The 24,473-nt window shown below is 71.3% G+C and carries 26 protein-coding genes; 10 read left to right on the top strand and 16 right to left on the bottom strand.

The window, feature by feature from the left end; all coding sequences use genetic code 11:
- Positions 1–106: 106 nt before the first annotated feature.
- The 3 genes from AC6CCG_RS24470 to AC6CCG_RS24460 all read right to left on the bottom strand — a co-directional run bounded on the left by AC6CCG_RS24470 (position 107) and on the right by AC6CCG_RS24460 (position 3,990).
- Positions 107–1,255 (bottom strand): mandelate racemase/muconate lactonizing enzyme family protein, encoded by a 1,149-nt coding sequence (locus AC6CCG_RS24470; protein ID WP_496657353.1) that lies wholly within the window; start codon positions 1,253–1,255, stop codon positions 107–109.
- A 52-nt stretch (positions 1,256–1,307) separates the two neighbouring features.
- Positions 1,308–3,428, bottom strand: coding sequence for a right-handed parallel beta-helix repeat-containing protein (locus tag AC6CCG_RS24465; protein WP_496657352.1), 2,121 nt, complete (start codon positions 3,426–3,428; stop codon positions 1,308–1,310).
- A 61-nt stretch (positions 3,429–3,489) separates the two neighbouring features.
- Positions 3,490–3,990 (bottom strand): GNAT family N-acetyltransferase, encoded by a 501-nt coding sequence (locus AC6CCG_RS24460; RefSeq protein WP_496657350.1) that lies wholly within the window; start codon positions 3,988–3,990, stop codon positions 3,490–3,492.
- 44 nt (positions 3,991–4,034) lie between these two features.
- Between AC6CCG_RS24460 and AC6CCG_RS24455 the strand changes: the two genes are divergently transcribed.
- The 3 genes from AC6CCG_RS24455 to AC6CCG_RS24445 are packed head-to-tail and all read left to right on the top strand — an operon-like array spanning position 4,035 to position 7,302.
- Entirely contained in the window at positions 4,035–4,679 is a 645-nt protein-coding gene (locus tag AC6CCG_RS24455; RefSeq protein ID WP_496657349.1) for a nucleotidyltransferase domain-containing protein, read from the top strand.
- The gene (locus tag AC6CCG_RS24450) at positions 4,676–5,917 is read left to right on the top strand and encodes a CaiB/BaiF CoA transferase family protein (RefSeq protein WP_496657347.1); all 1,242 of its coding nucleotides are present in this window, start codon (positions 4,676–4,678) and stop codon (positions 5,915–5,917) included. The genes AC6CCG_RS24455 and AC6CCG_RS24450 overlap by 4 nt, the downstream gene beginning before the upstream one ends.
- The gene (locus AC6CCG_RS24445; protein WP_496657346.1) at positions 5,914–7,302 is read left to right on the top strand and encodes a M14 family zinc carboxypeptidase; all 1,389 of its coding nucleotides are present in this window, start codon (positions 5,914–5,916) and stop codon (positions 7,300–7,302) included. Before AC6CCG_RS24450 ends, AC6CCG_RS24445 begins: the two co-directional genes overlap by 4 nt.
- 7 nt (positions 7,303–7,309) lie before the next feature.
- On the opposite strand, the gene AC6CCG_RS24440 is transcribed toward AC6CCG_RS24445, so the two are convergent.
- Both AC6CCG_RS24440 and AC6CCG_RS24435 read right to left on the bottom strand, forming a co-directional pair.
- Positions 7,310–7,765, bottom strand: a complete 456-nt coding sequence (locus AC6CCG_RS24440; protein ID WP_496657345.1) for a GNAT family N-acetyltransferase — start codon at positions 7,763–7,765, stop codon at positions 7,310–7,312.
- On the bottom strand, positions 7,765–8,406 hold the full coding sequence (locus AC6CCG_RS24435; protein ID WP_496657344.1) for a TetR/AcrR family transcriptional regulator: 642 nt from the start codon (positions 8,404–8,406) through the stop codon (positions 7,765–7,767). Before AC6CCG_RS24435 ends, AC6CCG_RS24440 begins: the two co-directional genes overlap by 1 nt.
- A gap of 66 nt (positions 8,407–8,472) precedes the next feature.
- Here AC6CCG_RS24435 and AC6CCG_RS24430 point away from each other — a divergent pair, with 66 nt between their 5' ends.
- The 4 genes from AC6CCG_RS24430 (at position 8,473) to AC6CCG_RS24415 (ending at position 13,382) form a co-directional block, all read left to right on the top strand.
- Positions 8,473–9,807 carry a glycosyltransferase gene (locus AC6CCG_RS24430; RefSeq protein WP_496657341.1) on the top strand — a complete coding sequence of 445 codons (1,335 nt, stop codon included), beginning with the start codon at positions 8,473–8,475 and terminating at the stop codon, positions 9,805–9,807.
- A complete protein-coding gene (locus AC6CCG_RS24425; RefSeq protein WP_496657339.1) occupies positions 9,797–11,188 on the top strand; it encodes a protealysin inhibitor emfourin in 1,392 nt (463 codons plus the stop codon). The genes AC6CCG_RS24430 and AC6CCG_RS24425 overlap by 11 nt, the downstream gene beginning before the upstream one ends.
- 119 nt (positions 11,189–11,307) lie before the next feature.
- Positions 11,308–12,081 (top strand): ABC transporter ATP-binding protein, encoded by a 774-nt coding sequence (locus AC6CCG_RS24420; RefSeq protein ID WP_496657338.1) that lies wholly within the window; start codon positions 11,308–11,310, stop codon positions 12,079–12,081.
- The gene (locus AC6CCG_RS24415; RefSeq protein ID WP_496657337.1) at positions 12,081–13,382 is read left to right on the top strand and encodes a hypothetical protein; all 1,302 of its coding nucleotides are present in this window, start codon (positions 12,081–12,083) and stop codon (positions 13,380–13,382) included. The genes AC6CCG_RS24420 and AC6CCG_RS24415 overlap by 1 nt, the downstream gene beginning before the upstream one ends.
- 17 nt (positions 13,383–13,399) lie before the next feature.
- Here the strand turns inward: AC6CCG_RS24415 and AC6CCG_RS24410 are convergent, their stop codons facing one another.
- The 7 genes from AC6CCG_RS24410 to AC6CCG_RS24380 all read right to left on the bottom strand — a co-directional run bounded on the left by AC6CCG_RS24410 (position 13,400) and on the right by AC6CCG_RS24380 (position 18,375).
- Complete coding sequence (locus AC6CCG_RS24410; protein ID WP_496657335.1) at positions 13,400–14,083, bottom strand: hypothetical protein; 684 nt, start codon at positions 14,081–14,083, stop codon at positions 13,400–13,402.
- A complete protein-coding gene (locus AC6CCG_RS24405; RefSeq protein WP_496657334.1) occupies positions 14,080–14,847 on the bottom strand; it encodes a nucleotidyltransferase domain-containing protein in 768 nt (255 codons plus the stop codon). The genes AC6CCG_RS24410 and AC6CCG_RS24405 overlap by 4 nt, the downstream gene beginning before the upstream one ends.
- Before the next feature lie 23 nt (positions 14,848–14,870).
- Positions 14,871–15,413, bottom strand: coding sequence for a GNAT family N-acetyltransferase (locus AC6CCG_RS24400; protein ID WP_496657333.1), 543 nt, complete (start codon positions 15,411–15,413; stop codon positions 14,871–14,873).
- Positions 15,383–15,943, bottom strand: a complete 561-nt coding sequence (locus AC6CCG_RS24395) for a GNAT family N-acetyltransferase (RefSeq protein WP_496657331.1) — start codon at positions 15,941–15,943, stop codon at positions 15,383–15,385. The genes AC6CCG_RS24400 and AC6CCG_RS24395 overlap by 31 nt, the downstream gene beginning before the upstream one ends.
- Before the next feature lie 73 nt (positions 15,944–16,016).
- A complete protein-coding gene (locus tag AC6CCG_RS24390; protein WP_496657330.1) occupies positions 16,017–17,030 on the bottom strand; it encodes an adenylosuccinate synthetase in 1,014 nt (337 codons plus the stop codon).
- Complete coding sequence (locus AC6CCG_RS24385; protein WP_496657329.1) at positions 17,027–17,887, bottom strand: TrmB family transcriptional regulator; 861 nt, start codon at positions 17,885–17,887, stop codon at positions 17,027–17,029. Before AC6CCG_RS24385 ends, AC6CCG_RS24390 begins: the two co-directional genes overlap by 4 nt.
- A gap of 41 nt (positions 17,888–17,928) precedes the next feature.
- Entirely contained in the window at positions 17,929–18,375 is a 447-nt protein-coding gene (locus tag AC6CCG_RS24380) for a MarR family winged helix-turn-helix transcriptional regulator (protein ID WP_496657328.1), read from the bottom strand.
- A 54-nt stretch (positions 18,376–18,429) separates the two neighbouring features.
- Here AC6CCG_RS24380 and AC6CCG_RS24375 point away from each other — a divergent pair, with 54 nt between their 5' ends.
- Complete coding sequence (locus AC6CCG_RS24375) at positions 18,430–19,824, top strand: MFS transporter (RefSeq protein WP_496657327.1); 1,395 nt, start codon at positions 18,430–18,432, stop codon at positions 19,822–19,824.
- Complete coding sequence (locus AC6CCG_RS24370; protein ID WP_496657326.1) at positions 19,821–20,696, top strand: LLM class flavin-dependent oxidoreductase; 876 nt, start codon at positions 19,821–19,823, stop codon at positions 20,694–20,696. The genes AC6CCG_RS24375 and AC6CCG_RS24370 overlap by 4 nt, the downstream gene beginning before the upstream one ends.
- On the opposite strand, the gene AC6CCG_RS24365 is transcribed toward AC6CCG_RS24370, so the two are convergent.
- Both AC6CCG_RS24365 and AC6CCG_RS24360 read right to left on the bottom strand, forming a co-directional pair.
- Positions 20,697–21,134, bottom strand: coding sequence for a nitroreductase family deazaflavin-dependent oxidoreductase (locus AC6CCG_RS24365; RefSeq protein WP_496657325.1), 438 nt, complete (start codon positions 21,132–21,134; stop codon positions 20,697–20,699).
- A 42-nt stretch (positions 21,135–21,176) separates the two neighbouring features.
- On the bottom strand, positions 21,177–22,565 hold the full coding sequence (locus tag AC6CCG_RS24360) for an MFS transporter (RefSeq protein WP_496657324.1): 1,389 nt from the start codon (positions 22,563–22,565) through the stop codon (positions 21,177–21,179).
- A gap of 88 nt (positions 22,566–22,653) precedes the next feature.
- Between AC6CCG_RS24360 and AC6CCG_RS24355 the strand changes: the two genes are divergently transcribed.
- Entirely contained in the window at positions 22,654–23,148 is a 495-nt protein-coding gene (locus tag AC6CCG_RS24355; RefSeq protein ID WP_496657323.1) for a MarR family winged helix-turn-helix transcriptional regulator, read from the top strand.
- A gap of 8 nt (positions 23,149–23,156) precedes the next feature.
- Here the strand turns inward: AC6CCG_RS24355 and AC6CCG_RS24350 are convergent, their stop codons facing one another.
- Positions 23,157–23,738 (bottom strand): DUF6506 family protein, encoded by a 582-nt coding sequence (locus tag AC6CCG_RS24350; protein WP_496657322.1) that lies wholly within the window; start codon positions 23,736–23,738, stop codon positions 23,157–23,159.
- 89 nt (positions 23,739–23,827) lie between these two features.
- Positions 23,828–24,463, bottom strand: coding sequence for a DUF2461 domain-containing protein (locus AC6CCG_RS24345; RefSeq protein WP_496657321.1), 636 nt, complete (start codon positions 24,461–24,463; stop codon positions 23,828–23,830).
- Between the last annotated feature and the right edge of the window lie 10 nt (positions 24,464–24,473).

Here is a 24,473-nt window from a genome sequence, read left to right as displayed (position 1 = left end):
CGGCGCGCCCCTCCCCCCAGGCCCAGCGACAGGTCAACAAAGCGGCGACACGCCGCCCAAACGCCTGCTTTTGTGACCGGTCGGCGGATTTGGGAGGGAGGGAGAATCAGCGTTCGGTGCCGTCGAGGATGAGGCGGAGGCCGGCTCGGGGCGGGCGGGTGTGGGGGCCGGTCGGGGTGGACCAGCCGGCGTCGGCGGCCGCGGCGATCGCGCCCTCGTCGACGGTGATCCCGGCGCCGGGTTGGTCGCCGAGCACGATGCCGCCGTCGGTGATCACCTGATCGACCGCCAGGCCGACGGGCGGGCGGAGGTCCTGCACCTCGGTGGTCAGATGGTTCGGCAAGGCTGCGGCAGCCGCGGCCGTGGCGGGGTTCGCGTCGTGGCCGACGATGCTGACCGGAAGGTCGCGCGAGGCCGCGGCGTGCCCGAGGCGGAGGAAGTGGCTGATCCCCCAGCCCGCTCCGGCCTGGACGATGTCCGGGGTGCCGGCGTCGAACAGCGGCCGGAACTGGTCCAGGCCGGTCAGGTTCTCGCCGGTCGCCACGGCCGCGCGGATCGCGTTCGACAGCCGCGCGTGCCCGGCCGCATCCCAACGACGCAAGGGTTCCTCGACCCAGGTCAGGTCGTACCGCTCCTCCAGCGCCGCCACGTAGCGGACCGCCTGCTTGAGCTGCCAGGACTCGTTCGCGTCGAACATCAGGCCGGGTCGCGCCGTGTGGGTGGCGAGCGCGTCGGTGACCACGCCGAGCCGGCGCAGGTCGGCATCAAGATCAAGACCGCCCTTGAGCTTGCCGGCGACGAAACCGCGCTCCGCGAACTCCGCGTAGAACGCGTGCAGTTCGTCGTCGGTCAGGGCGATGTCGAGGCCGGACGCGTACCCGGGCAGGAACCGGTCCCGGCCGCCGAGCAGGCGCCACAGCGGTTCGCCGGCCGCCTTGGCCTTGATGTCCCAGAGTGCGGCGTCGAGCGTGGCGATCCCGCCGTACGTCGCGCCGGCGTGCCCCGACTTGAAGACGCGCGCGATCATCCGGTCGAACAGCGCCGCGACCGACCGCGGGTCCTCGCCCTCGATCGCCGGGAACAACCGGTCCAGGTCCGTGTGCGAGCCGATGCCGATCCCGTCGATCCCCTCGTCGGTCTCGATGATCACGATCGGCACCTCGGTCACCGCGTCCGGCAGGTTCCCGTTGGCGTCGCCGATCGCCCGGCGCCAGGGGTGCACCGTGGTCAGGGTCCGATATCCGATGATCTTCATGGCGTCCTCGTCTGCTCCGGCCTTGTCGGTTCCTACGGTACGGGCAGCGACGCTACGGTCGCGTCCTTACCGCCAACGGGTGCAGCCGTTGCTCGACCGGACGTGGCCCGACCCGGCTCGGATCGGGCACCGTGATCCCCAACTCCTCCGCCGGCGACCCGGGCCGGACCCGAAGATCACGACCGGCCGGATCGAGGAAGCCGGGATCCGCGTCCACCGAATGACGATCATGACCGGCTTGCCGCCAGGCCCGGTCCAGCGGCTCCGTGACGGCGAACCCCATCACGCCCGACTCGTCCAGCCGGCGGGCGCCGTCCGCTGCCCGTACCGCACCGTCGATCGGGTCGAAATCCCAGTACAGGTTGAGATCGCTGACGATCCGGTACCGCTGCACCGACTTGTCACCAGCGGACCCGACGAACGCCGGCGACCCCTGCCCGACGACGATGTTGCGCTCGAAGGTGAACGACACGTGCGGCTCCGGCCGGGTGATCGACACCTGCCCCTGGCCGCCGAACGCGAACACGTTGCCGCGGATGATCGACTCCCGGCCGTAATGGTGGTGATAGGCCTGACTCGACACGTCGTGCACGACATTGCCCTCGACCACGACGTGCGACGACCCCTCATCGAGATAGATGCCCCAGCCGCCGTAGTTGGCGCACCGCACGTCGTGGATGTGGTTGCCGCGGACGACCGTGCCGGGCGCGATGCCGAGCAGATAGACCCCGCCCATGTCGTTCAGCAGTCCCTGGCCGAGATCATGGATGTGGTTGCCCTCGATCACGTTGCCGACCGACGGGCTCGGGCCGTAGTCCCAGACCCAGCCCACCGAGATCCCGGTGTAGCGGAAGTCGCTGATCGTGTTGTGCGCGATGACGTGGTGCGCCCCGTGCTGGACCAGGACGGCGACACAGCTCGGATAGCTGCGACCGCCGCGCTCGATCACGTTGTCGCTGATCTCGTTGTCCTCGTTGAATTCCGGACTGCCCGAGTCGAGAGCGCCGCCACTGCGCACCGCGCCGGCCCCAAGATCACGAAAAGTCGTCCCGCTGATCAGGTTGCCGCGGCTGCCCGGTCCGAGGCTGATCGCGTAGCCACCGACCCGTTCGATCCGGCCGTCCAGGACGGCACAGGAGCGGGCATGGTCGAACTGCAGCGCGGCCGGAACCGTGCTGGCGGCCTGAACGTCGGCGGCGAATCGGCCGTCCGGCGGCAGCACCGGGTCCTCGCGGACCCCGAACGGCGGCGTGGCCGGCGGCACCTCCGCGAAGTCGGCCTCCTCGAAGGCGATGCCCTCGAACCGCACCTCCCGCACCGGGGCCTCGGCCGTGCCGGCGAGCCGGACGAAGGCGTCGAGGATCGGCATCCGGGCCTCGATCCCGTCCGCCGTCTCACCCGGACGCGGACAGTAGAGCACCTGTGGGCCGTCCGCGCCGGTCAGCCGGCCGTCATGATCGAGATACCACTCGCCCGGCACCTCGCCCAGCGCCTCGGCGACGTTGTCCAGGTAGTAGCGGGCGAACCGCGCCGCCGCGTCGTCGCGCAGGGCGAAGATGCTGCGCAGGTTGCTGATGATCATCCGGCGTTCATGATCGAGTTCGGTGATCGGCATCCGTTCCTGGACCCAGTAGTGCGGAACGACGACCTCGACCCGGCTCGGATCCGCCAACGGTGGTACGTCCCCGGCGGCGAACCGGAACCGGTCCGAGCCGTCGAACAGGGTCCCGACGAAGTCGCCGGCCGGATCGAGCCCGGCGACCTCCTCGATCCAGCGGTAGCCGTCGCGCGGGTGCCGCGGCCGGTCGGCCCGCTGCCCGTTCACGTACAGACAACGGCCGGACGAACTCGGCGCGGCCGCCGCGAACAGCTCACGACCGGCGACCTCCACGGTGCGCCAACCCATGATCGGCTCCGCTCCGGTGATCACCGGCGTTGTCTCGGAATCGGCCGCGACGAACGACGTGAAGGAATCGGCGCCGGTCAGGTCGAGCCGGGTCCGCTGCCGGTACTCGCCACCGGCCAGCCAGATCACGGCGCGCTGGCCGGGCTCTCGACGGAGCCGGACCAGCCGGATCGCGGCGTGCAGGTCACGGACCGGATAGCCCCGCGAGCCGTCGCCGTACGGCGAGCCGATCGGGCTGGCATGAACCTCGATCCGATCGGTGCTCATCGTCAACCCTCTCGTCGCATCGCCCGGAGCCGCGAAACCGTACTACGTCTGATGAATTCTCCTACGCGGGGTCCAGGACGAGTTCGAGGACCAGCTCGTCGTGCAGCGGAATCCCGTGATCCCCGGTCTCCGGGATCGACGGCTTGAGCCGCCGTGCCGCATCCACCGCTCCCGGCCTGACCTCGACGATCCGCAGCCCGCGCCGTTGGTAGAACCGCAGCGCATCAAGGTTGTCGTTGGTCGTGACCAGCCAGAGCCGGGACCAACCGGTGCGCCGAGCCAGCGCGGCGGCCGCCTCGATCAGCGCGGTCCCGGCCCCGGACCGCCGCTCGACCGCGTCGAGCGTGACCACTTCGAACCCCTGCTCGGATTCGTCGTACGTGAGCAGTCCGCAGATCCCACCGCCCCGCTCCGCGATCAACGCGGGCAACGTCGCGACGTCGTACACGACACCGTGCGCGACCACACGGGTGCCGCCCCAGGAACCCGTCAGCAGGTCGAAGATCGCCTCGCGGTCCTCGGGCCCGGCCGGCCGCACCCGCACGGGCGTCACCTCCGTCATGGGAGACAGTCCATCAGATCGCCACTGGCCTACGATCAAGGACCATGCCCGCCATCAGCGAAGACCTCCGCGACCTCCTGCAGCCGGTCGCCGAGCGGTACGCGTCGATCCGGCTGGGTGTGTTCCTGCACGGCAGCCATTCCCGTGGCGAGGCCGGGCCGCGCAGCGACGTCGATGTGCTCGGGCTGTCCGCAACGGAACACGACGACGACCGCATCAGCGCCGAGCAGGCATGCTTCGACGCGCTCGCGGCAAGACCCTGGCCCGGTCCGCTGGACCTCAAGATCATCCCGGCCGAGCGGTTCGCGGCGGATCCCTGGGTCGATCTTCGAACAGCCCGCTGGCTGGTCGGCGAGCCCTGGCACCAGATCCTGCCGCCGCGCACGCGCGACCAGGCCGCACGGGAATCGATCGCCGTCCTCGGCAGCCTTTTCGGCTACCGGGACTTCACTCTCCTGGATGATCCGCACGAGCTGGCGAAGCCGGTCGGACGCCTGTGCAGCGTGCTGGCAGCCCCGAAGAACTCGCCGCTACCCGACGACCTTCGCCGCCGGGTGCACGCTGCCGCCGATGCGGTGGCCGCCGTCCTCCGGGTCCATGTCGAGCAGGGATTGCTCGGGCCGATCTGCACAGCGGCGGGGGCGAAGGCGATCGCCGAGTACGACGAACACGGTCCGCTGCGATCGTGAGGGGGAACGCCTTGCGCCCGGCACTCGACGGCATCCGCGTGCTCGACCTGACCACGGTCGTGTTCGGGCCCTATGCCTCGTTGATCTTGGCCGACTACGGCGCGGACGTGATCAAGGTCGAGTCGCCGGCCGGGGATCCGGTGCGCTCGGCCGGACCCGGCGCCGAGGAACGCTATGCCGCACTCTTCCTGGGCAGCAACCGGAACAAGCGCAGCGTCGCACTCGATCTGAAGCGGCCGGCCGGGCGGGCCGCACTGCTCCGGCTGGCCGAACGGGCGGACGTGATCATGCACAGCATGCGGCCGCACAAGATGGCCGCTCTCGGCCTGGATCCGGAGACGGTGCTCGCCACGAACCCGCGGTTGATCTTCGCCGAGCTGGCCGGCTTCGGAGCGGGCGGTCGCTACCGCGAGCAGCCCGCCTACGACGACATCGTGCAGGGGCTCTCCGGCGCGGCCGACCTGCTCCGCCGGCAGACCGGTGAGGCCCGCTACCTGCCGACGATCATCGCCGACAAGATCGGCGGCCTGACCGCGGCGCACGCGATCCTGGCCGCTCTGTTCCAGCGCGAGCGGACCGGCCGCGGCCAACTGGTCGAGGTGCCGATGCTCGAGTCGATGGCGTCCTTCCTGCTCACCGAGCACCTGCACGCGCGGCATCGGGTCGACCCGCCGGGCGAGCAGGCGGCGGCCGGCTACACCCGGATCCTGTCACCCTGGCGGCGGCCCTATCCGACGCTGGACGGCCACGTCTGTGTGATGCCGTACGGGGATCGGCACTGGCACGCGTTCCTGACCGAGGTCGGCCGCCCGGAGCTCGTCGACGACCCACGGCTGGTCGATCTTGGCGCCAGGACCCGGCACATCGACGAGCTGTACCGCCTGCTCGCCGAGATCATCGCCACCGAGCCGACCGAGCACTGGCTGGAGCTCTGCCGCCGGCTGGACATCCCGGCGGCGCCGGTCAATCGGCTGGAGGACCTGGAGCAGGACCCGCACCTGACCGACGTCGGCTTCTTCGTCGAACTGACCGACGCCAGCGGCCGCTACCGGTTCCCACGCAGCCCGGTCCGGCTGGCCGATTCCTCGGTCGAGCCCGCCCTGCCGCCGCGGCTGGGCGCCGACACCGAGACCGTCCTGCGCGAGGCCGGACTGACCGACGAGGAGATCGCCGCGGTACGGCGGGACGCCGCCCCGCCTCCTCCACCGAGCCCGGCACCCGGAAGACTCGACCCATGACCACGAGCGACGCCGTCCCCGGCTGGCTGGCCGACGAACTGACCACCGTCCCTTCGTACGAGGCGTTCGCCGGGGTCGACGAGCTCGCGGCGGGGTTGCGGGCGATCGCCGATGATCATCCGGACCTGGCCCGGGTGGAACGGGTCGGCACCTCGCGGCAGGGCGAGCCATTGCTCTGCTTGATCATCGACGAGGACCGGCCGGGCGCGGCCGAGGCCCTGGTCTTCGGACTGCCCCACCCGAACGAGCCGATCGGCGGGCTGACCGCGCTGCACCTGGCCCGGCGGCTGACCGAGGACGCCGAGTTGCGGGACCGGCTGAACCACCGTTGGCGGATCGTGGCCTGCATCGACCCGGACGGCCTGCGACTCAACCACGGCTGGCTCAAGGGCCCGTTCTCCCGGGAGCACTACGCGCGGCACTTCTACCGCCCGGCCGGCCATGATCAGGTGGAGTGGACGTATCCCTTGAACTACAAGGATGCCTACTTCGACGCCGCGATCCCGGAGACCCAGACGCTGATGCGGCTGATCGACCAGCACCGGCCGGACCTCGTCTGCTCCTTGCACAACAGCGAGATCGGCGGCGTCTACTACTACCTGAGCCGGCCCGAACCGGAGCTCTATCCGATCCTGCAGGACGTGCCGGAGCGACTCGGGCTGATGTTGGACCGCGGCGAACCGGAGTCGCCCGAGATCGTCCGGCTGGCCGACGGGATCTACCGGGCCGGCTCGATCAAGGACGCCTACGACCGGACCGTCGCGCGCGGCGAGCCGTGGCACAACACCGCCGGCGACAGTACGGCCTCCTACGCCGGGCGGTACGGCGCCCAGACCTTGATCAGCGAGCTGCCGTACTGGGTCGATCCGAGCATCGCGGACGCGAGCCCGGCCGCCATCGGCTACGGCGAGGCGGTCGCCGCCCGGGCCGAGGGACTGGCCGAGCTGGCCGAGCTGCTGCAGGCCGGGATCGCCGCCACGGAAGGAAATCTGCTGGCTCCCGACGCTCCCCTGTGGCGAGCCGCCCGCTACTTCACGACCTCGATGGGGCACGCGGCCGAGTCCACTGCGCGACGGGCCGGCGATCCCGAGGCGGACCGGCCGGCGACGGTGGCCGAGGTGTCCTCGCTGACCGCCGGGGTGCACCAGTTCCGGCTCCGGTTCGCCGGGATCCTGCTCCGGGCGCTGGCCGGCGAGCTCGCGGTCGGCAACGTCCGGGAGCCGATCCGTACCGCTCATGATCAACTCGCGGAGCGTTACGAGAAGTGGCTGGCCGAGGATGCGGGTGCACTGCCGTACCAGGTGATCGAGATCCGCAAGCTGGTCGCGACCCAGTACGCGGCGACCCTGGCGACCGCCGCCCAGCTGTCCGGTCGACTGCGCTGAGCGGGCGTCAGAGCCTGAGAGTCAGGAAGATGCTGTGCGGGTCGGTCCGGTAGTCGCCGAACGGTTCGCAGTCCACGAAGCCGAACCGGCGGTAGAGCCGGTGGGCCGGCGCGAAGAACTCGGCCGATCCGGTCTCGAGGCTGAGCCGGGCGTAGCCCAGCCGGCGCGCCTCGTCGATGATGTGCGCCAGCAGCGTCGAGGCGACCCCGCCGCCGCGCCGAGCACTGGCGGTGCGCATCGACTTCACCTCGGCGTGCGTCGCGTCCAGCCGCTTCAACGCGCCACAGCCGACCAGCTGGCCGTCGTCGTGCACGGTCCAGAACGTCACTTCGGGCCGGCGAAGATCATCGAGGTCGAGCGCGTGCTTGCTCTCGGGCGGCGAGGTCGCGCGCATGTCGTCCAAGTGCTCGGCCAGCAGTGCGGCGACCTCAGGTCCGGAGAGGTCGTCGACGATGATCTTCATCAGTACTCCGTCCGTTCGAGGGTCGCCCGGACCATGGTACGAAGCCAGTCCAGATACTCCCGATGCGACCACCCCGACTCGGCGACCAGCTGCTGATAACCCTCGGGCGACAGCAGGAAGGACACCTGAGCCGCGGCCCGCCGGCGGACGCGGAGGCCCTTGATCAACATCCCGCGCTGCTGCAACAGGCCCATCGCCTGCCCGATGTCGGCCAGCCGCCGCTCCATGATCCCCCGCAGGACCTCAGCGATCTCGGCGTCCGCGTCGGCCGCGCTGGTCAGCGCCCGCCAGAGTGCGTACGAACGCCGGTTGGCTGTGGCCAGGAACTCCAGCCCGGCGTCGAGAAAGGCGCCGTTGTCCTCGATCCCTCGCACCGCCGACAGCGGCTCCTGCTCCACCAGCGGCCGACTCCCCTCCTGGCCGGCGAACGTCTGCTCGAACGCGGCCAGCAGCAGGTCCCGCTTGGCGCCCTGGGCCTTGACCGACTCGACGGACACCCCGGCTCGTTCGGCGATCGCGCCCAACGTCGTCCGCCCGTACCCCTCACCGGCGAAGCAGGCACCGGCCGCGGCCAGGATCCGGCGGCGGGTGGTCGCGGCCTGGGCCGACCGCAGGTCCGATCGATAGGTACGCTTCGTCACATTGACTACCCTATCAGGGTGATGAATACTCCAAGAAGCTACTGATTCTTGAAACGAGGCACATCCATGCCCTCCCTGTTGATCTGCAGCACCTCGGCCCACGGACATGTGGCGCCCCTGCTCCCGATCGCGGCCGAACTCGTCGCCGCCGGCTTCCGGGTCCGCTTCCTCACCGGGACGGCGTTCCGGTCCGCCGTCGAACGGACCGGCGCCGAGCATCTTCCGCTGCCGGACGTGGCCGATCTCGATCATGATCTGGACGAGCAGTTCCCCCAGCGGGCCCGGTTGACCGGCGCCGCGCGGATGAAGTTCGACCTCGTCGAGCTGTTCCTGAAGCCGGTGCCGGCCCAACTCCGTGCCGTCCGTGAAGCGGTCGCCGCCGAACCGACCGACGCCGTGCTGGCCGAGCCGTTGTTCGTCGGCGGGGGCGCCTACCTGCTGCAGCGGTCGCACCCCTCGGATCCGATGGTGATCATCGCCGGCACCCTGCCGCTCAGCATCTCCAGCCGGGACACCGCACCGTTCGGACTCGGGTTGCAGCCGCTCAGGGGCCCGGTCGGCCGGCTCCGCAACGCAGCCTTGCAGTTCGTCGCGGAGAAGATGATCTTCGGTTCGGTGCAGCGGACGGCCGAGCGGGTCGTCCGGGAGACCACGGGCCGATCGCTGCCCTGCTTCGTCATGGACTGGCCGGCCCTGGCTGACGCGATCGTCCAGTTCAGCGTGCCGGGCTTCGAGTATCCGCGCTCGGACCTGCCGGACCGGGTTCACTTCGTCGGCCCGCTCAGTCTGCCCACCACCGAGCCGACCGTGCTGCCCGACTGGTGGGCCGACCTTGATCAGGACCGGCCGGTGATCATCGTCAACCAGGGCACCGTGGCCAACCAGGACTACGACCAGCTGATCGCTCCGGCGCTGACCGCCCTCGGCCGGCCCGGCGCCGCCGCCACCGATCCGCTGGTCGTCGTGACCACCGGCGGACGCCCGCTGGACACCCTGCCGCAGCCCCTGCCGGACAACGTCCGCGCGGCGACCTACCTGCCGTTCGGGCAGTTGCTGCCGAAGGCGGATCTCATGATCACCAACGGCGGGTACGGCGGCGTCCACGCGGCGCTGCGGCACGGCGTTCCGCTGATCGTGGCGGGCACGACGGAGGACAAGGTCGAGGTCGGCGCCCGGATCGCCTACACCGGCGTCGGGATCAACCTGGCCACCAACCGGCCGACCCCGCCGCAGCTCGCCGAGGCCGTCCGCCGCGTCCTGGCCGACCGCCGCTACGCCACCGCGTCGGCCCGGCTGGGCGCCGAGATCGCCCGCGCTCCCGGCGTCGCCGCGATCAGATCGTTGATCGAACAGGGGCGTCGGACCGGTTCGGGCGGGCTATCGTCGAAGAATGAGGTGTGAACCGGGACCGTACCCCTCGATCGTCCCGCCGTACCTGATCGCACGGCTGCGGGACCATCCCGACGCGCATGTCGCCGAGTCGGCCCGCCGGACGCTCGATCTCGACACCGGGGTCCGGCGGGTCCGCCCGACGGCCACGCCGGCTCCCGACCGCCGGCCGGCCGAGGCGGCCGAGCGGGAGGCCGAAGCGGCTGCGCCCGCCGCACCGCGCCCGCACCGGGTGATCAGCGACGCCGAGCGCGGCGACGTCGTGCCCGGCCGGACCGTCCGTTCCGAAGGGGATCCGGCCGTCGACGACCCCGCGGTCAACGAGGCGTACGAGGGGCTCGGCACCACCTGGCTCCTCTTCCAGGAGGCCTTCGGCCGGGACAGCCTGGACGACGCCGGGCTGCCGCTGCGGGCGAGCGTGCACTACCTGCAGGACTGGGACAACGCACAATGGGACGGGCAGCGGATGCTGTTCGGCGACGGTGACGGCACGGTGTTCAACCGGTTCACGTTGGCGCTCGACGTGATCGCGCACGAACTGACCCACGGCGTCACCCAGTACACGGCGAACCTCGTCTACCGCGGACAGTCGGGTGCGCTGAACGAGAGCGTCTCGGACGTCTTCGGCGCGCTGGCCAAGCAGTACGCCGCCGGGCAGACGGCCGACCAGGCCGACTGGCTGATCGGCGCCGGGCTGTTCACCGACCAGGTGCAGGGATCGGCCCTGCGGTCGATGATCGCGCCGGGCACGGCGTACGACGACGACCTGCTCGGCAAGGATCCGCAGCCGGCCCACCTGGACGACTACATCAGCACCGACGAGGACAACGGTGGCGTCCATCTGAACTCGGGCATCCCCAATCGCGTCTTCGCACTCGCCGCGACCAAGATCGGCGGGCACAGCTGGGAGGGCGCCGGCCCGGTCTGGTACGACGTGCTCACCGGACCCGAGATCACCCCCGGCATCGACTTCGCCGGCTTCGCCCGACTGACCGTCGCGGCCGCCGCACAACGGTACGGAGACGGATCGGAGCAGCACCGGGCCGTCGCCGAGGCCTGGCAGCAGGTCGGGGTGATGACGACCGGGGCGGCACCCGGGTCGGGCCCTGGTCCGGTCACGGTGACCAGGTCCGGCGGCTTCGCCGGGATGCGGCTGGAACGGACCGGCGACCCGGACGACCTGAGCGCCGGCGACGCCGCCGAGTGGCGCGAGATGCTGGCGGATCCCACGGTGTGGCAGGGATTCCGGCCGGCGACGCCCGGACCGCCGGTGCCGGACGGTTTCACCTTCACCGTTCAGGCTCCCGGCGCCGGGATCGACATCCGGGCCGGCGAACGGGACCTGCCACCGCGGCTGCGCGGGCTGCTGAACCGTTTCCTCCGCCGATCATGATCGAACCGCCGGGCCACCCGCGACCCGGCCCGGGCCGGACCTGAGTCGGAGCGTCGCGAGAGGTTTCGGCGACCGGAGCCCGATGGCCGGCCAGGCCGGCCGACGGAACACTCGGCGGCATGCTCATTTCTGCGCGCAACCTCGTCATGACGTACGGCAGTGGCGGTTCGGCCACCCACGCGCTGGCCGGAGTCGATCTTGACATCTGGCCCGGATCGCTGGCGATCATGGGACCGTCCGGATCCGGCAAGACGACCCTGCTGCACTGCCTGGCCGGGATCGTCCGGCCGACCAGCGGCACCGTGACCTTCCGCGATCAGGCGCTGTCCGCGATGTCGGACCGGCAGCGGACCGCGCTGCGCCGGAGCGACTTCGGGTTCCTGTTCCAGTCCGGCCAACTGCTGGCCGAGCTGCCGGCCAGCGAGAACGTGGCCCTCCCGCTGATGCTCGACGGTCAGCCGGCCAGGACGGCGATCGGCGCGGCCCGGGAGTGGCTGGCCCGGCTCGGGCTGGCCGGGATGGAGAACCGGCGTCCGGGTGAGCTGTCCGGTGGCCAGGCGCAGCGGGTCGCCATCGCCCGCGCCCTGATCACGAAGCCGAGCGTGGTGTTCGCCGACGAGCCGACCGGCGCCTTGGATCAGGCGACCGGCCAGCAGGTGATGCAGATCCTCGTCGAGGCCAGCGCCCACGCCGGTGCCGCCCTGGTCGTCGTCACTCATGATCAGTTCGTGGCCCAGTCCTGCCAGCGTACGGTGATCATGCGCGACGGCCGGGACGTCACGGCGGAGGTCGCGCCGCCAGCGGCGCAGCAGCAGGTGCCACCGCAGCCAATGCCGCCGATGCCGCAGCAGCTGCCGCCCGCACCGGCCGCGAACTACGGAGGGGCCCACTGATGATCGCCGCCAAGCTCTGGTGGCGGCTGGCCCGCCGCCAGGAGTCCCAACGCCTGATCACCGCGCTCGCGGTGATCGCCTTCGCCGCGACGACCGCCGCCGTCCTCACCGTGCTCGGCGGCCTGGGCGCGTTCATGAACCGGCCGGACAGCGCGATCTACGTGACCTGCGCCCAGGTCGCGACCGCCATTCTGATCATCCCGGTGATCACGCTCGGCGGAGCGGCGGCCCGGCTGTCGATCTCCCGCCGCAACGAGAGGTTCGCCGCGCTTCGGCTGGCCGGTGCGACCAGCGGTCAGGTCGGCGCGATCGCGGTGATCGACGCCACCGTGCAGGCCGCGGTCGGCGCTCTCGCGGGTGCGGTGCTCTACCTGATCGCGATGCCAGGGGTCGCCCTGCTGCACTTCCAGGGCCGGCCGTTCCGGCTGGCCGAGTTGTGGGTCGGCCCGGCCGTGCTGGGTCTGACCCTGCTCGCGATCATCATCCTGGCGATCGCCTCGGCAACCTTCAGCCTGGCCGCGGTCGTGATCAGCCCGCTGGGCGTCGCCCGCCGGGTCAGCCCGAAGAAGCTCTCGCTGATCCGAGCCGTGTTCTTCGTGCTGGCCTTCATCGGCTGGCTGGTGATCACCCGGGTCGTCGGCGGCGACCTGGCGATCCCGGTGATGATCACGTTCCTGATCATCTGTTTCGCCGTGGTCAACCTGGTCGGTCCGTTCGTGCTCGGCCTGATCGGCCGGATCGCGGCCAACGGGGCCAAGAACGTGCCGGCCCTGCTGGCGGCGCGCCGACTGGTGGACGACCCGAAGAGCGCCTGGCGCTCGGTGGCCGGGGTGACGCTGGCGACGTTCGTCGCGGGACTGCTGAGCATCGCGCCGGGGATGGCGGCCGGCGTCGACGCGTCCGAGGAGCCGTCGCTGGCGTACCTGCCGCAGGACCTGCTGACCGGAGCGCTGGTCACGGTGATCATCGCCGCCCTGCTGGCGGCGGTCTCCAGCGGCGTCAACCAGGCCGCCAAGGTGCTCGACCATCGTGATCAATACCGGATGCTGCGGCTCGCCGGCACCCCGATTGAGGTGCTGTCCTCGGCACGGCTGCGCGAGACCTGGCTGCCGCTGGCTGCCTCGCTGGCCATCGCGGTCTGCTGCTCGCTGGTGATCGTCGCGCCGTTCGGGATCATGTTGATCGGCGCCAGCCTGGCCGGCCCACTGCTGTTCGGTGGCGGCCTGGTCCTCTCGGTGACGCTGGTCATGGTGGCCGTCCTGGCCTCCCAGCCGCTGCTCCGCAAGGCCGCCGCGATCTGATTGCGGAACCGGGAAGGTCAAGGACCCAGCGGGACCGGCGGGGTCACCGGCGACAGCTCCATCAGCTGCCCGTACGGCAGCAGCCGGTGCCGCGCGCGGATCAGCTCGATCTCCGTGACCGTCGCCGAGCCGAGGCGGAGCGACCGCCGGTCGGCGACCCAGTCCAGCAGCGCCCGCGGCCGGGCCAGGTCGGCGCCGAAGTGCAGCAGCGTCACGTGCCGGAACGTACGGGCGACGTGGTCACGCTCCAGCCACGCGTCGGGACCGAGCTCGTCGGCGTACCGGGCGGACAGCTCGGTGACCTCAGCGGCACCGGCCTCGACCCGGGCCACCACGGCCAGTGGCGTGACCGACAAGCCGACCAGCGACACCGCGAAGGACTCTGAACGGACGGCAGCCCGGCGCAGCGCCCGGCGGTAGCGGGCGACCGCGGGATCGTCGTCGGGGATGACCGCCCGGTAGCGCTCCAGGGCCCGCACGGTCAGGTGCGCCGACCCGGCCGACCCGGTGTGGAAGTGCCCGGGCCCGGCCAGCTCGGCCAGTTCCGCCGTGAGCGCGGCCAGCCGGCCGCCCAGCTCGCCGTCGATCATGATCACGGCGCTCACCGGCCAGCGTCCGCCCTCGACCGGCGCCGTCTCGCGCTGATGCCGCTGCTCCATGATCAGCGGCGCGTTCCGGTCGAACAGCTCCTCGAACCTCACCGGTTCGCGAGGCCGTCCGGAAGCTCGGCGGCGCACCGGTCCCGGAGCCGGACGACCAGGTCGGCCAACGAGTCCGGATCGGCTGCGGCCTCGGTGATCAGGCGGTCGCAGTCGGTCAGCCCGGCGATCGTCAGCAGCCGCTTCTCGTTGGTCACCCAGCGCCCGTGCGCGGCGGCGACCGCATGGGCGGCGTTGGTGACCGCCTGCGCTGCCAGCCCGACGGCCAGCAGGGCTCTGCCCCGGCGGGCGGCGCCGTCGAGGGCATAGCCGAAGATCGCCTCGGCCCGGCCCCACCAGACCGCCGGTGCCGACCGGCGCAGTTCCGCGGGATAGCCGGGCCGCGGCAGTTCGCCGACCAGGGTGCGGTTGATCGCCAGCTCGGCCAGCAGCAGGTAGTCCGGGATGCCGGCCAGGTGGAACATCAGCGGCTCGATGACGAACCGGCCCTGCTCCGCCTCGGCCATGATCGTGTCGATCCGGTCGAGATCACGGTAGTGCACATCGACCCGGCGCCCGGCCACGGTGAGCCAGCCGCCGCCGTTGAAGACGCCGCCGCCCCAGCCGCCCAGTTCCGACACCTCACCGGGCCAGCCGCAGTCGCGCAGGTCCTGCGGGTCGAAACCCCCTCGGTAGTAGAGCCCGAGATCGTAGTCGGCGTCCGGCTGATGTTGATCTTGAGCCCGGGAGCCGCCGAGGGCCACCGCGGTCACCCCGGGCAGCTCCGCGAGCCGCCGGGCCAGTTCGTCCAGGAAGTCCTCGGTCATCCGGACAGCCTACGAAGTCGTGATCATGCTCCGGCCGGCCGGGCCCGCAGCGGCAGGATGAAGTAGCCGCCGCGGTCGTCGCCGCCACGGACCTCGGGGTGGAAGGCGAAGCCGAGCCGGAACTTGAGCCGGTGATTGGCCCGGTACCCGCCGGCGCTGTGCGACCGGACCTGCCAACAGCCGGCCGCCGCGGCGTCGGCGATCGCACGCCGCTGCAGGGCGGACCCGATCCCCTGCCGGCGCCGGTCCGGCCGGGTGCCGAACGCCAGGATCTTGGCCTCGGTCAGGGCCTCTCCGTCGATGATCGACTGCTGGCAGCCCTGGTCCGGACCGATCGGCTGGATCACGTACCGGAGCAGGCCGACCGCCGTACCGTCCTCGTCGAACGCGCCGAGCACCCGGGACTCCAGCTGCCACTCGGTCGTCAGCTCGACCCAGCGGCGTTGCTCGAGTTCGTCGATCAGCGCGTCCACGGCCACGGCAGCGGGCGAGCCCGTACCAAGATCAACAAGGCGGAGCTGCGGCGCGGCTCCGGTCACCGGCTCGGGGTCCGGCGGAGCAGCCACGCGGTGCGGGTGATCTCGTACTCGACCTCACCCTGGTCGGTGCCGGGCAGGGGGTCCACGAACTCCTCGTGGTACGTGCGCAGGTAGCTCATCCCGACCGCGGTCATCACCCGGCGGGACCGTTCGTTGACCGCCATCGTGTCGGCCGTGATCCGGTCCAGGTCGTGCTCCCGGAAGCCGTAGTCGACCAGGGCCCGGCCGCCCTCCGAGGCCAGCCCGAGGCCCCAGGCCACCCGGCGCAGCCGGTAGCCGAGCGTCGCATGGCCGGGCTCGGCGGTGCGCCGCAGCGCGAACCAGCCGAGGAACTCCTCCGCCTCACGGCTGAGCGCGATCCACTGGCCGAAACCCGGGGTTCGCGCGTATTCGGCGATGATCGCCTCGACCTGGGCCGCCATCGCCTTGCGGGGCGTGGGATGCCGGTCGATGAACCGCATCACTTCCGGATCCGAGTCCAACTCGGTCAGACGGTCGATGTCACCTCTCGTGATCGGCGTCAAGGCCAGCCGCTCGGTGACCAAAATCGCTTGCACCCTGCGATCCTGCCAGGTCCGGGCCGGTCCGGTCGACAAACCTCAGAACTCGGACCCGGACCCGGCAGCGGACTCAGGCGGCGAGTTCGATCAGGTCGCCGAGCCGGGGCCCGGTGTCCAGGGACGTGACCGGCGCGCCGGTGGCCTGCTCCACCTGCTGGATCAGCTCGCGGACCGGCGCCGTGATCCGGTCCCGGTCGCGAACGCCGCGCATCTCCGGGTCGACATGGTCGACGAACGTGAGCGCGATCGCGGTCGGACCGTTCAGCATCGCCGCGTACGCGAGCAGGTCGGGATCCAGCCGGTCGGCCTTGCGCCGCGGCCGGCCGGTGACGACGCCGTGCTCGGCGATCCCCCGCCGGTCGGCCTCCGCCGCACTGATCTCGTACGGCAGCGGGCCGGAGCCGACCCGCGACGGGAGGGCCTTGACCACCATGATCACGTCGGTGACCAGGCGCCAGTTCAGGCCGACGTCGTCCATCGCGGCCACGGCCGTGCAGTTGTCGGACGTGGCGCACGGGTAGTCGTCGGTCAGCGCCAGCGAGAGCAGCGTGCCCTGCGAGCCTTCGATGATCACCAAGCCGTCGCTCGCGGCGACCCGGTTGACCTCGACCGCGACATCGCCCGAGTAGGACCGCAACTCCGGATGATCACCGGCCTGCCGGGCCCGGCGCAGCACGAAGTCGGCGCGGGCCGCTCCGTTGCCGGTGCAGGTGGACCCGACCGTGTCGGCCAGGTGGGCATCAGCCCGCTCGGCGGCGATGTGTTCCGGCGTGATCACCGCGCAGCGGCGGTCGACCATCGCCCGGTCGGACAGCCCGAACCGGCCGAGCTCGTCGGCGAAGACCTGGGGATCGACGAGCACCCCGGAACCGACCGCGACCCTGGTCCGCGGGTTCAACCAGCCGGTGGGCAGCTGCCGGGCCTTGATCAACCGGCCGTCGTCGGTGGTGACGCTGGCGCCGGCGTTGGTGCCGACCCCGGCCCGGACCGCGAGCTCGGCGTCGTGCTTGATCGCCAGTTGCGCACACAGCTTGCCCTTGCCCGAGTCGCCCCACAGGGCGTCCACGATGATGGTTGCGCTCATCCTTGTTCCTCCTCAGCCGAAAGGATTTCCGAGACGGTGTCGTCCGCACCGAACCCGACGATCGAGAACAGTTCCTCGGCCCGGTCCGGCGGCAACAGCCGGGTCCGCAGCCGGAACAGATGGGTGCCGAACTCGGCCTCGAGTTGATCACCGAACCGCTGATAGATCGCGGCCAGATAGGCCTCGTCCCGGATCACCTTCTCGACCAGGCCGACCAGGGCCGGATGCTCGGTGACGACGGCGCCGACCGGTTCGTCGAGTGAGGCGACGAGGGCCGTACCGAAGTCGACGGCCATCATCAGCAACTGGCCGCCGACCGTCCGGGACGGCGCCTCGTGCCGGTAGACGTCGGCCCCGTCGATCTCGGTCTCGCCGAAGACGTTGATCACCACCTGGCGACCCGACTGCGCGGCCGCCCGCAGGCCCGGGGCCAGCCATTCAAGATCATCCGCCCAGGCGCAGACCGCGACCCGGGTCCGGGCCTCGGCGACCAGCGACGCCGCCCGGTCGATCACCGACTCGCGATCACGCAGGCTGAAGAACCCGGCCTGGTCGCGCGGCGCGGCGAGCGTGGCGAGATCGGCGATCAGGCTGTCCGCACGTTCCGCGGTCTGCCGCTTGATCCGGCCGAGGACGGCCGCCGGCGGATGGGCGACGAAGCGCGCCGGGGTGCCGTCGCTGACCCGGTCGACGACGCCGCGGTCGGTCAGCCCGGAGAGCACCTGGTAGACGTTGGCCCGCTGCAGGCCGGCGATCTTGGCCACCTCGTAGCCGGTGGCCGACGGATGTTGCAGCAGCGCGAGATAGACCCGAGCCTCCTGGCTGGAGAAGCCGAGCTCGGCGAGACGTTCGATCACGTACGCCGAGCCTAGACGATGGGTAGTAGTCTCCGCAACTACTAATCGTCGCGGGCGTCCACCACTCGACGCAGGAGTGTCGTGAGCTGGCGCCGTTCGGACGGCGACAGGACACCGAGAGCGTCCTCCTGCGCCTCCTCCGCCACCCGATAGAGGCGCGCCTGGAGCGCCCGCCCGGCCCGCGTCGGCGCCACCCGGTGCCGGCGCCGGTCCTCGGCATCACGCTCCCGCTGCACCAGGGCCTGCTGCTCCAGGACATCGAGGTAGCCGACCAGATGACTGCGATTGAAGCCGAGCCGATCGGCCAGTTCGTACTGCGCGAGGGGGCCCAGGTCGACCAGGGCGGTCAGCACCGCGAAATGCGGCGGCCGCAGGCCGTGCTGCCGCAACGCCTCCTCCAGCCCGCGACGCCCGATCCTCGCCACATGGCCGGCCAGGTAGGACGGCAGTGCGAGCAGGCTCGGCGGCCGCTGCGAGATCTCGGGCACCGCACGATCCTAGCCCGATTCCTCGGAGTTGCATCGCCATGTAATAGTTACATCATGACATCATCTACCGCTGCACAGCTGATCGCCGGGCCTCGGCGATCCGGTGCCGGGGTGGTCGCGGCCCTGCTGATCGCGGTCTTCGCGTTCTCGGTGCTGCAGACCGTCGTCGTGCCCGTACTCCCGGATCTCCGGCGCGCGTTCGGTGTCGGTCCGGCCGAGATCGCCTGGGTGCTCAGCGCGTTCCTGCTCACCTCGTCGGTCGGCACCGTCCTGATCGGCCGCCTCGGCGATCAGTTCGGCAAGCGACGGCTGATCATGATCAGCCTCGCCGTTCTGGCCGTCGGGACGTTGCTGGTGGCGCTGGCACCGAACTTCGGTACGGCGATCGCCGGCCGGGCCGTCCAGGGGCTCGGCGCCGCGACCTTTCCGCTGGCGTTCGGGATCGTCCGTGATCAACTACCGCCGGAGCGGGTGCCGGTCACCGTCGGCAGCATCAGCGCGGTGTTCGGGATCGGGTTCGGGATCGGACTGATCGTTCCCGGTCCGATCCTGGCCCGGGCCGGCTGGCCCTGGGTGTTCTGGCTGTGCCTGGCGCTGGTGATCATCGCCCTGATCGCGGTCGCCCTGCTGGTGCCCGAGTCGGCGGGCCGGTCAGCGGGCCGGATCGATCTGTTCGGCGGCGCGCTGCTGACCGTGGGGCTGGTCGCTCTCCTGCTCGGGATCGGCCAGGTCCGGACCTGGGGCCCGGTGCCGGCGCTCGTCCTGCTGATCGTCGCGATCGCTGTCCTGGTGGCATTCTGGGCCGTTCAGCGCCGGGTCAGCCAGCCCATGATCGACCTGTCCCTGCTCCGCAGCCGTACGGTGGCCGGAGCCGATCTGAGCGCGTTGATCTTCGGCTTCTCGATGTACGGAGCGTTCACGTTGGTCCCGCAACTGGTGCAGACCCCCTCCGGGCACGGCTTCGGCTTCGGTGCCTCGGCGACCGGCGCCGGGCTGTTCGTGCTCCCGATGGCGATCACCATGGTGATCGCGGGACCGCTGGCCGGCCGGCTCGGCGCCAGGGTGGGCTTCCGGGCGATTCTGATCACCGCCTGTGCCGTCGCCGGCGCGGGCTTCGTCGTGCTCGCGGCGGCCCATCCCTGGGCACCGGCGGTGCTGATCGGTTCCGGCGTGGTGGGCGTCGGCATCGGGTTCGCCTTCTCGGCGATGGCCAACCTGGTGATCTCGGCGGTCGGCCGCGACCGGGTCGGCGAGTCGACCGGGATCAACGCGATCATGCGCACCATCGGCGGCGCGATCGGCGCGCAGACGGCCGGGCTGATCATGGCCTCGCTCGGCGACGATGACGGTCCGACCGCAGCCGGCTACTCGGTCGCCTTCGTTGTCTCCGCGGCGGCGCTGGGCCTGGCCCTGATCACCGCGCTGACCGTCGAGCGGGAGCCGCGATGACCGACTACGGCCAGGAGCTGCGGTTCGGCCTGATCCTCGACGCGGCCGCCGACCAGCCGGGCCGGGCGCTCACCCAGGCCGACCTGGCCGAGCGCAGCGGTCTCGACCTGGTCAGTGTTCCCGACCATCCGTACCGCCCGGCGGCCCTGGAGGCGATGACGGTGCTGACCGCGATCGCGGCCCGGACCGAACGCATCCAGGTGTTCCCCAACGTGGCCAATCTCGCGCTCCGCCCGCCGGCCCTGCTGGCCCGGACGATCGGCAGCCTGGACCGGGTCAGCGGCGGCCGGGCCGCGCTGGCCCTCGGCACCGGCGGCTACCGGTCGGCGGTGGTGGCCGAGGGCGGACCGGACCGGACTCCGGCGCAGGCGGTCGCGGCACTGACCGAGGCGATGATCATGATTCGGGCCCTGCTCGACGGCCGGGTCGTGGTCCGGCTGGAGGGCGAGCACTACCGGCTTCCGGCCGCCGAGCCGGGCCCGCGGCCCAGTCATCCGATCGAGCTCTGGGTCGGTGCCCTCGGGCCCCGGATGCTGCGCCTGATCGGTCGGTACGGCGACGGCTGGCTGCCCAGTGCCACCCGAGTCCCGCCGCCCGAACTGGCCGGTCGCCGGCGGATCATCGACGCCGCGGCGGTCGAGCACGGCCGGGACCCGGCCGCGATCCGCCGGCTGTACAACCTTCAGCCTGGTGTGTTCCCGGTCGGTCCGCCCGCCGGCTGGGCCGGCCAACTGGTCCGGCTGGCGGTCACCGAGGGCATCAGCACCTTCCTGCTGCCGGCCACCTCGGCCCCGTTGATCACGTACTTCGGCGCCGAGATCGCTCCGGCGGTCCGGGACGAGGTGGATCGGCACCGCGCCGCGGCCCGGTGATCAGGAGGCCGGGCGCAGCCGGAACACCGGATGGCGGGCCGCCTGCGCGGCGAACTCGGCATCGCTGGACTCCGCCGTGACGTCGAAGTACGGCCGGGTCACCGGTACCGCCGCCAGGTAGGCCCGGAGGACGGCGACGGTGGCCGGCCCGGTGACCTCCTCAGCAAACCAAGCGGCTTCCGTGCCGGCCCGGCTCAGCGTGACCTCGCCGGCCGCGCGGACGTTGTGCACCCAGTTCACCGTCCCGTACGGCGCCACCAGCCAGCGCGATCCGTCGACCTCGAGCACATCGACCGGCACCGAGCGGAGCTCGCCCGAGCGACGGCCGCGGACCGTCAGGATCTGCCGGAAGTCCGCGCCGAGTCCCCGTTCGGTCAGCCAGCGGTAGACCGCGTTGATCACGCGCTGCATGCCGTTCGTCCGGTACGTCCTGGTCATCCGGCCCGCCTCCATGATCGACCCGCCCCTGTCACCCCAAGGCTAGCCGCGACCGGCGGCCCGCCGGGCCGGGAGGGCACCGAGCGCGATGACCACCGCGAAGACGATCATCAGCAACTGGGCCGACCTGATCACGGAGGGGGCGCCGAGATTGACCAGGACGCCGGCGAGGGCGGCGCTGAACGCGTTGGCGATGATCAAGACGGTGTTGATCGCCGCGGCCGCCTTGGCGCCCTGCACTTCCTCGGTGGTGCTGCCCAACGCGGCGACCGTCAGGTGCGGGAAGGCCAGGCCGATGCCGGCGCCGGCTGCGAACAGCGCGACGAACCAGGCCGCGATCACCGACAGGCCGGGGTGTTCCTGCTGCAGCATCCCGTACGCCAGCAGGCCGGCGGCCAGCAGCAGCGGCCCGGCGGTGATCAGGAGCCGCACCCGATGGCCGCGGGCCCCGGCACTGATCATCTGGGTCAGCGACCAGCCGAAGGACAGGGCCGCACCGAGCAGACCAGCCGCCAGCGGATCGAGCCCGCCGATGTCCTGGCCGAACAGCGGCAGGAACGCCTCGGTGCCGATCCCGAAGGCCAGTACGGCGACCGCAAGGTAGACCCACTTCAGCGGCGAGCCCGGGGCGAAGGCCAGCTTGGGCAGCACGCCGGACGACGAACGGCGGTCCCAGATCAGGAAGGAGACGGTGAGTCCGGCGGCGATCAGGACGACGATCACCGTCCCGGCGAGACTGGGCAGGATGCTGGCGATGCTCACCGCGGCGACCGCGGAGGTCAGCAGCACCAGAGATCCGACCGGCACCCGCTCCCCCGCCGGCGACCGCTCCGTCCGCGGCATCGACCGGACGACCAGCCCGGCCAGTGCCAGCGAGATCACCGCCAGGGCGATGAACGCCGCACGCCAGGCGCCGAACTGTGCGAACAGCCCACCCACCACCGGCCCGACGATGTTGCCGACGCCCCACATCGCCGACACCAGCGCGGCCGCCCGGCTCCACAGCCGGTCCGGGAGCGTGCGCTGGATCAGTGCGTAGCCGAGGCCGGCGAGCAGGCCGCCGCCGAGGCCCTGAACGGCGCGGCCGACCAGCAGCATCGGCATCGCGACGCTGGCCGCACCGATCAGCGAGCCGGCGGCGAACAGACCGAGTGCGAGCAGGTAGGACCGCACCGCACCCTGTGTGGTGAGCAGCCGGCCGACCAGCATCGCCATGATCACCGAGGCGACCAGGAAGGAGGTCATGGTCCACGCGTAGAACTCCATGCCGCCGATCTGGTCGACGATGGTCGGCAGCAGGCTCGTGGTGAGATACACGTTCGCGGCTTCGATCAGCACGCCGCCGGCCAGGACGGCGACCACCGGAGCGGTCGCGCCGCTGAGCAGTTCGCGCCAGCTGCCCTGGTTCTTGATCATGGTCGGGTTCGACATGGGTCGAGAGTAGAACTTCAAGCTCGCTTGAAGTCCAGACCAGGAGCCCTGAAGTTTCCAGAGTACGCACAGCCGCTACCCTCGAAGGATGGCCGAGGATCAGGTCGACCGCATGGTCTCCGAGTGGGCGTCCGCGGCGCCGGGCCTCGACGTGTCGGTGTTGCAGGTGATCGGCCGCCTGTTGCGTACGGCCGAGCGGACCGAGCAACGCCTGGCCGCCGCACTGGAGCCCCTCGGGCTCTCGTACCCCGACTTCGACGTGATCAACACGCTACGCCGACGGAACGACCCCGACGGTACGCAGCCGCGCGACCTGGCCCGGTCCGCCCTGATCACCTCGGGCGCGATGACGGCCCGGCTGGACCGCCTGGTCACTGCCGGACTGGTCCAGCGCGACGCCGACCCGGACGACCGGCGGGCGATCCGGGTCCGGCTGACCAGGAAGGGTGAGCGGCTGGCCACCCGCGCCCTGGACGCCGTGCTCGCCGTCGACGCCGAGGTGCTGGCACCGCTCTCCGAGCGACAGCGGACCGCCCTGGCCGCAGCCCTGAAACGGATCCTGCTGCCGCTCGAAGCCGACTGACCGCACGGTCAGGCCGGATGCGCCTCGTCGTAGGCCGCCTTGTACGCCGCCGCACCGGTGATCGACTCGAAGGGCCAGCTGGTCAGGGTCACCGGGACCCGGTCGCCGACCGCAGCCGCAACCTCGGCCGCCGTGGTCAACGGCTCACCGCCGCAGACCTGGATCAACTCGGCGCCGGCCTCCACCGCCTGCCGGGCCACCGCCACCACCTCGTCGTTCGGGGCGCCGACCACGGTCGTGGTGCCGCCGTCCGCATGGTGATGGACCAGGCGATCCTTGGCCGGGTCGGCTCCCTCGTCGCCGAAGATCGTCACCGAGTGCCTGACCTGCGGTGCCCCGAGCGGCACGCCGACCGGTGCCCGGCCGTCGACCGCTTCGATCACGCCCGCCGCCGCCGCGAGGTCGAAGCCCCGATAGAGCTCGAACAGCCGGGTGCCGGCCTCGGCCAGTTCGGCGGCCACTCGGGCGGCAGCCGCAGCGTCGGGGACCCAGACCAGCGCCGTCACTCCGCCGCTGTGGCGCAGGACCTTGCACTGCACCTCGGTCGCCTCCGGCGCCAGGAAGAGAAAGGCCTCGTCGTAGTCGGACATTTCCCACTCACCTCTATCTGCTTGGTGTGAAGTAATTCAATGCCAAGCTAAATGCTCACGATCATGCCGGTATTCCCGTTCCGCCATGATCAGCCGGTCGCGTTGGCCAGGACCCAGTCGACCAGCGGGCGGGCCTGCTGCCAGTCCTTGCGGATCCGGTCCGCCAGCTCGGGAGTGTGGATGACCGGCTCGAACCCGTACTGCTTGCTGATCACCAGCGAACGGTGCCGGAGCAGGTCGATCCGAGGATGATCACCGGTGAAGCCGCGCGGCGAGGTCTTCAACCGGTCGCCGCCGATCTCCCACTGAGCCCTGCGCAGCTTCGCCAGCAGGCGTTCCAGCGGCACGCCGTGCACCTCCTCGGCGACCGCCCGGCGATAGCGGGCCAGCCGCTCGGCATCGGCGTGGTAGAACCCGGCACCGACCCGGACCCCGGCGGCGCTCAGGTCGGCGTACCAGCCAGTGGCCTCGCCGACCGCAACGAAGGCACCCTGATGGGTCTTGTACGGCGTCTTGTCCGCCGCGAACCGTACATCACGGTAGGGGCGGAAGATCTTCGCGGGCCCGAACTCCTGCTCCAGCAGGGCCATCAGCGCCACCATGGGCGCGCGCACGTGGTCGTCGTAGACCGCCTTGTGCCGCGTCCAGTACGCCTTGGTGTTGTCCAGTTCGAGGTCGTCGTAGAAGTCGAGCGCCTCGGTCGTGAACCCGGTGAAGTCCGCCACCGACGCGATC

This window comes from Microlunatus sp. YIM B11417, from assembly GCF_059617205.1.
This window is presented reverse-complemented; position numbering and strand designations above follow the sequence as displayed.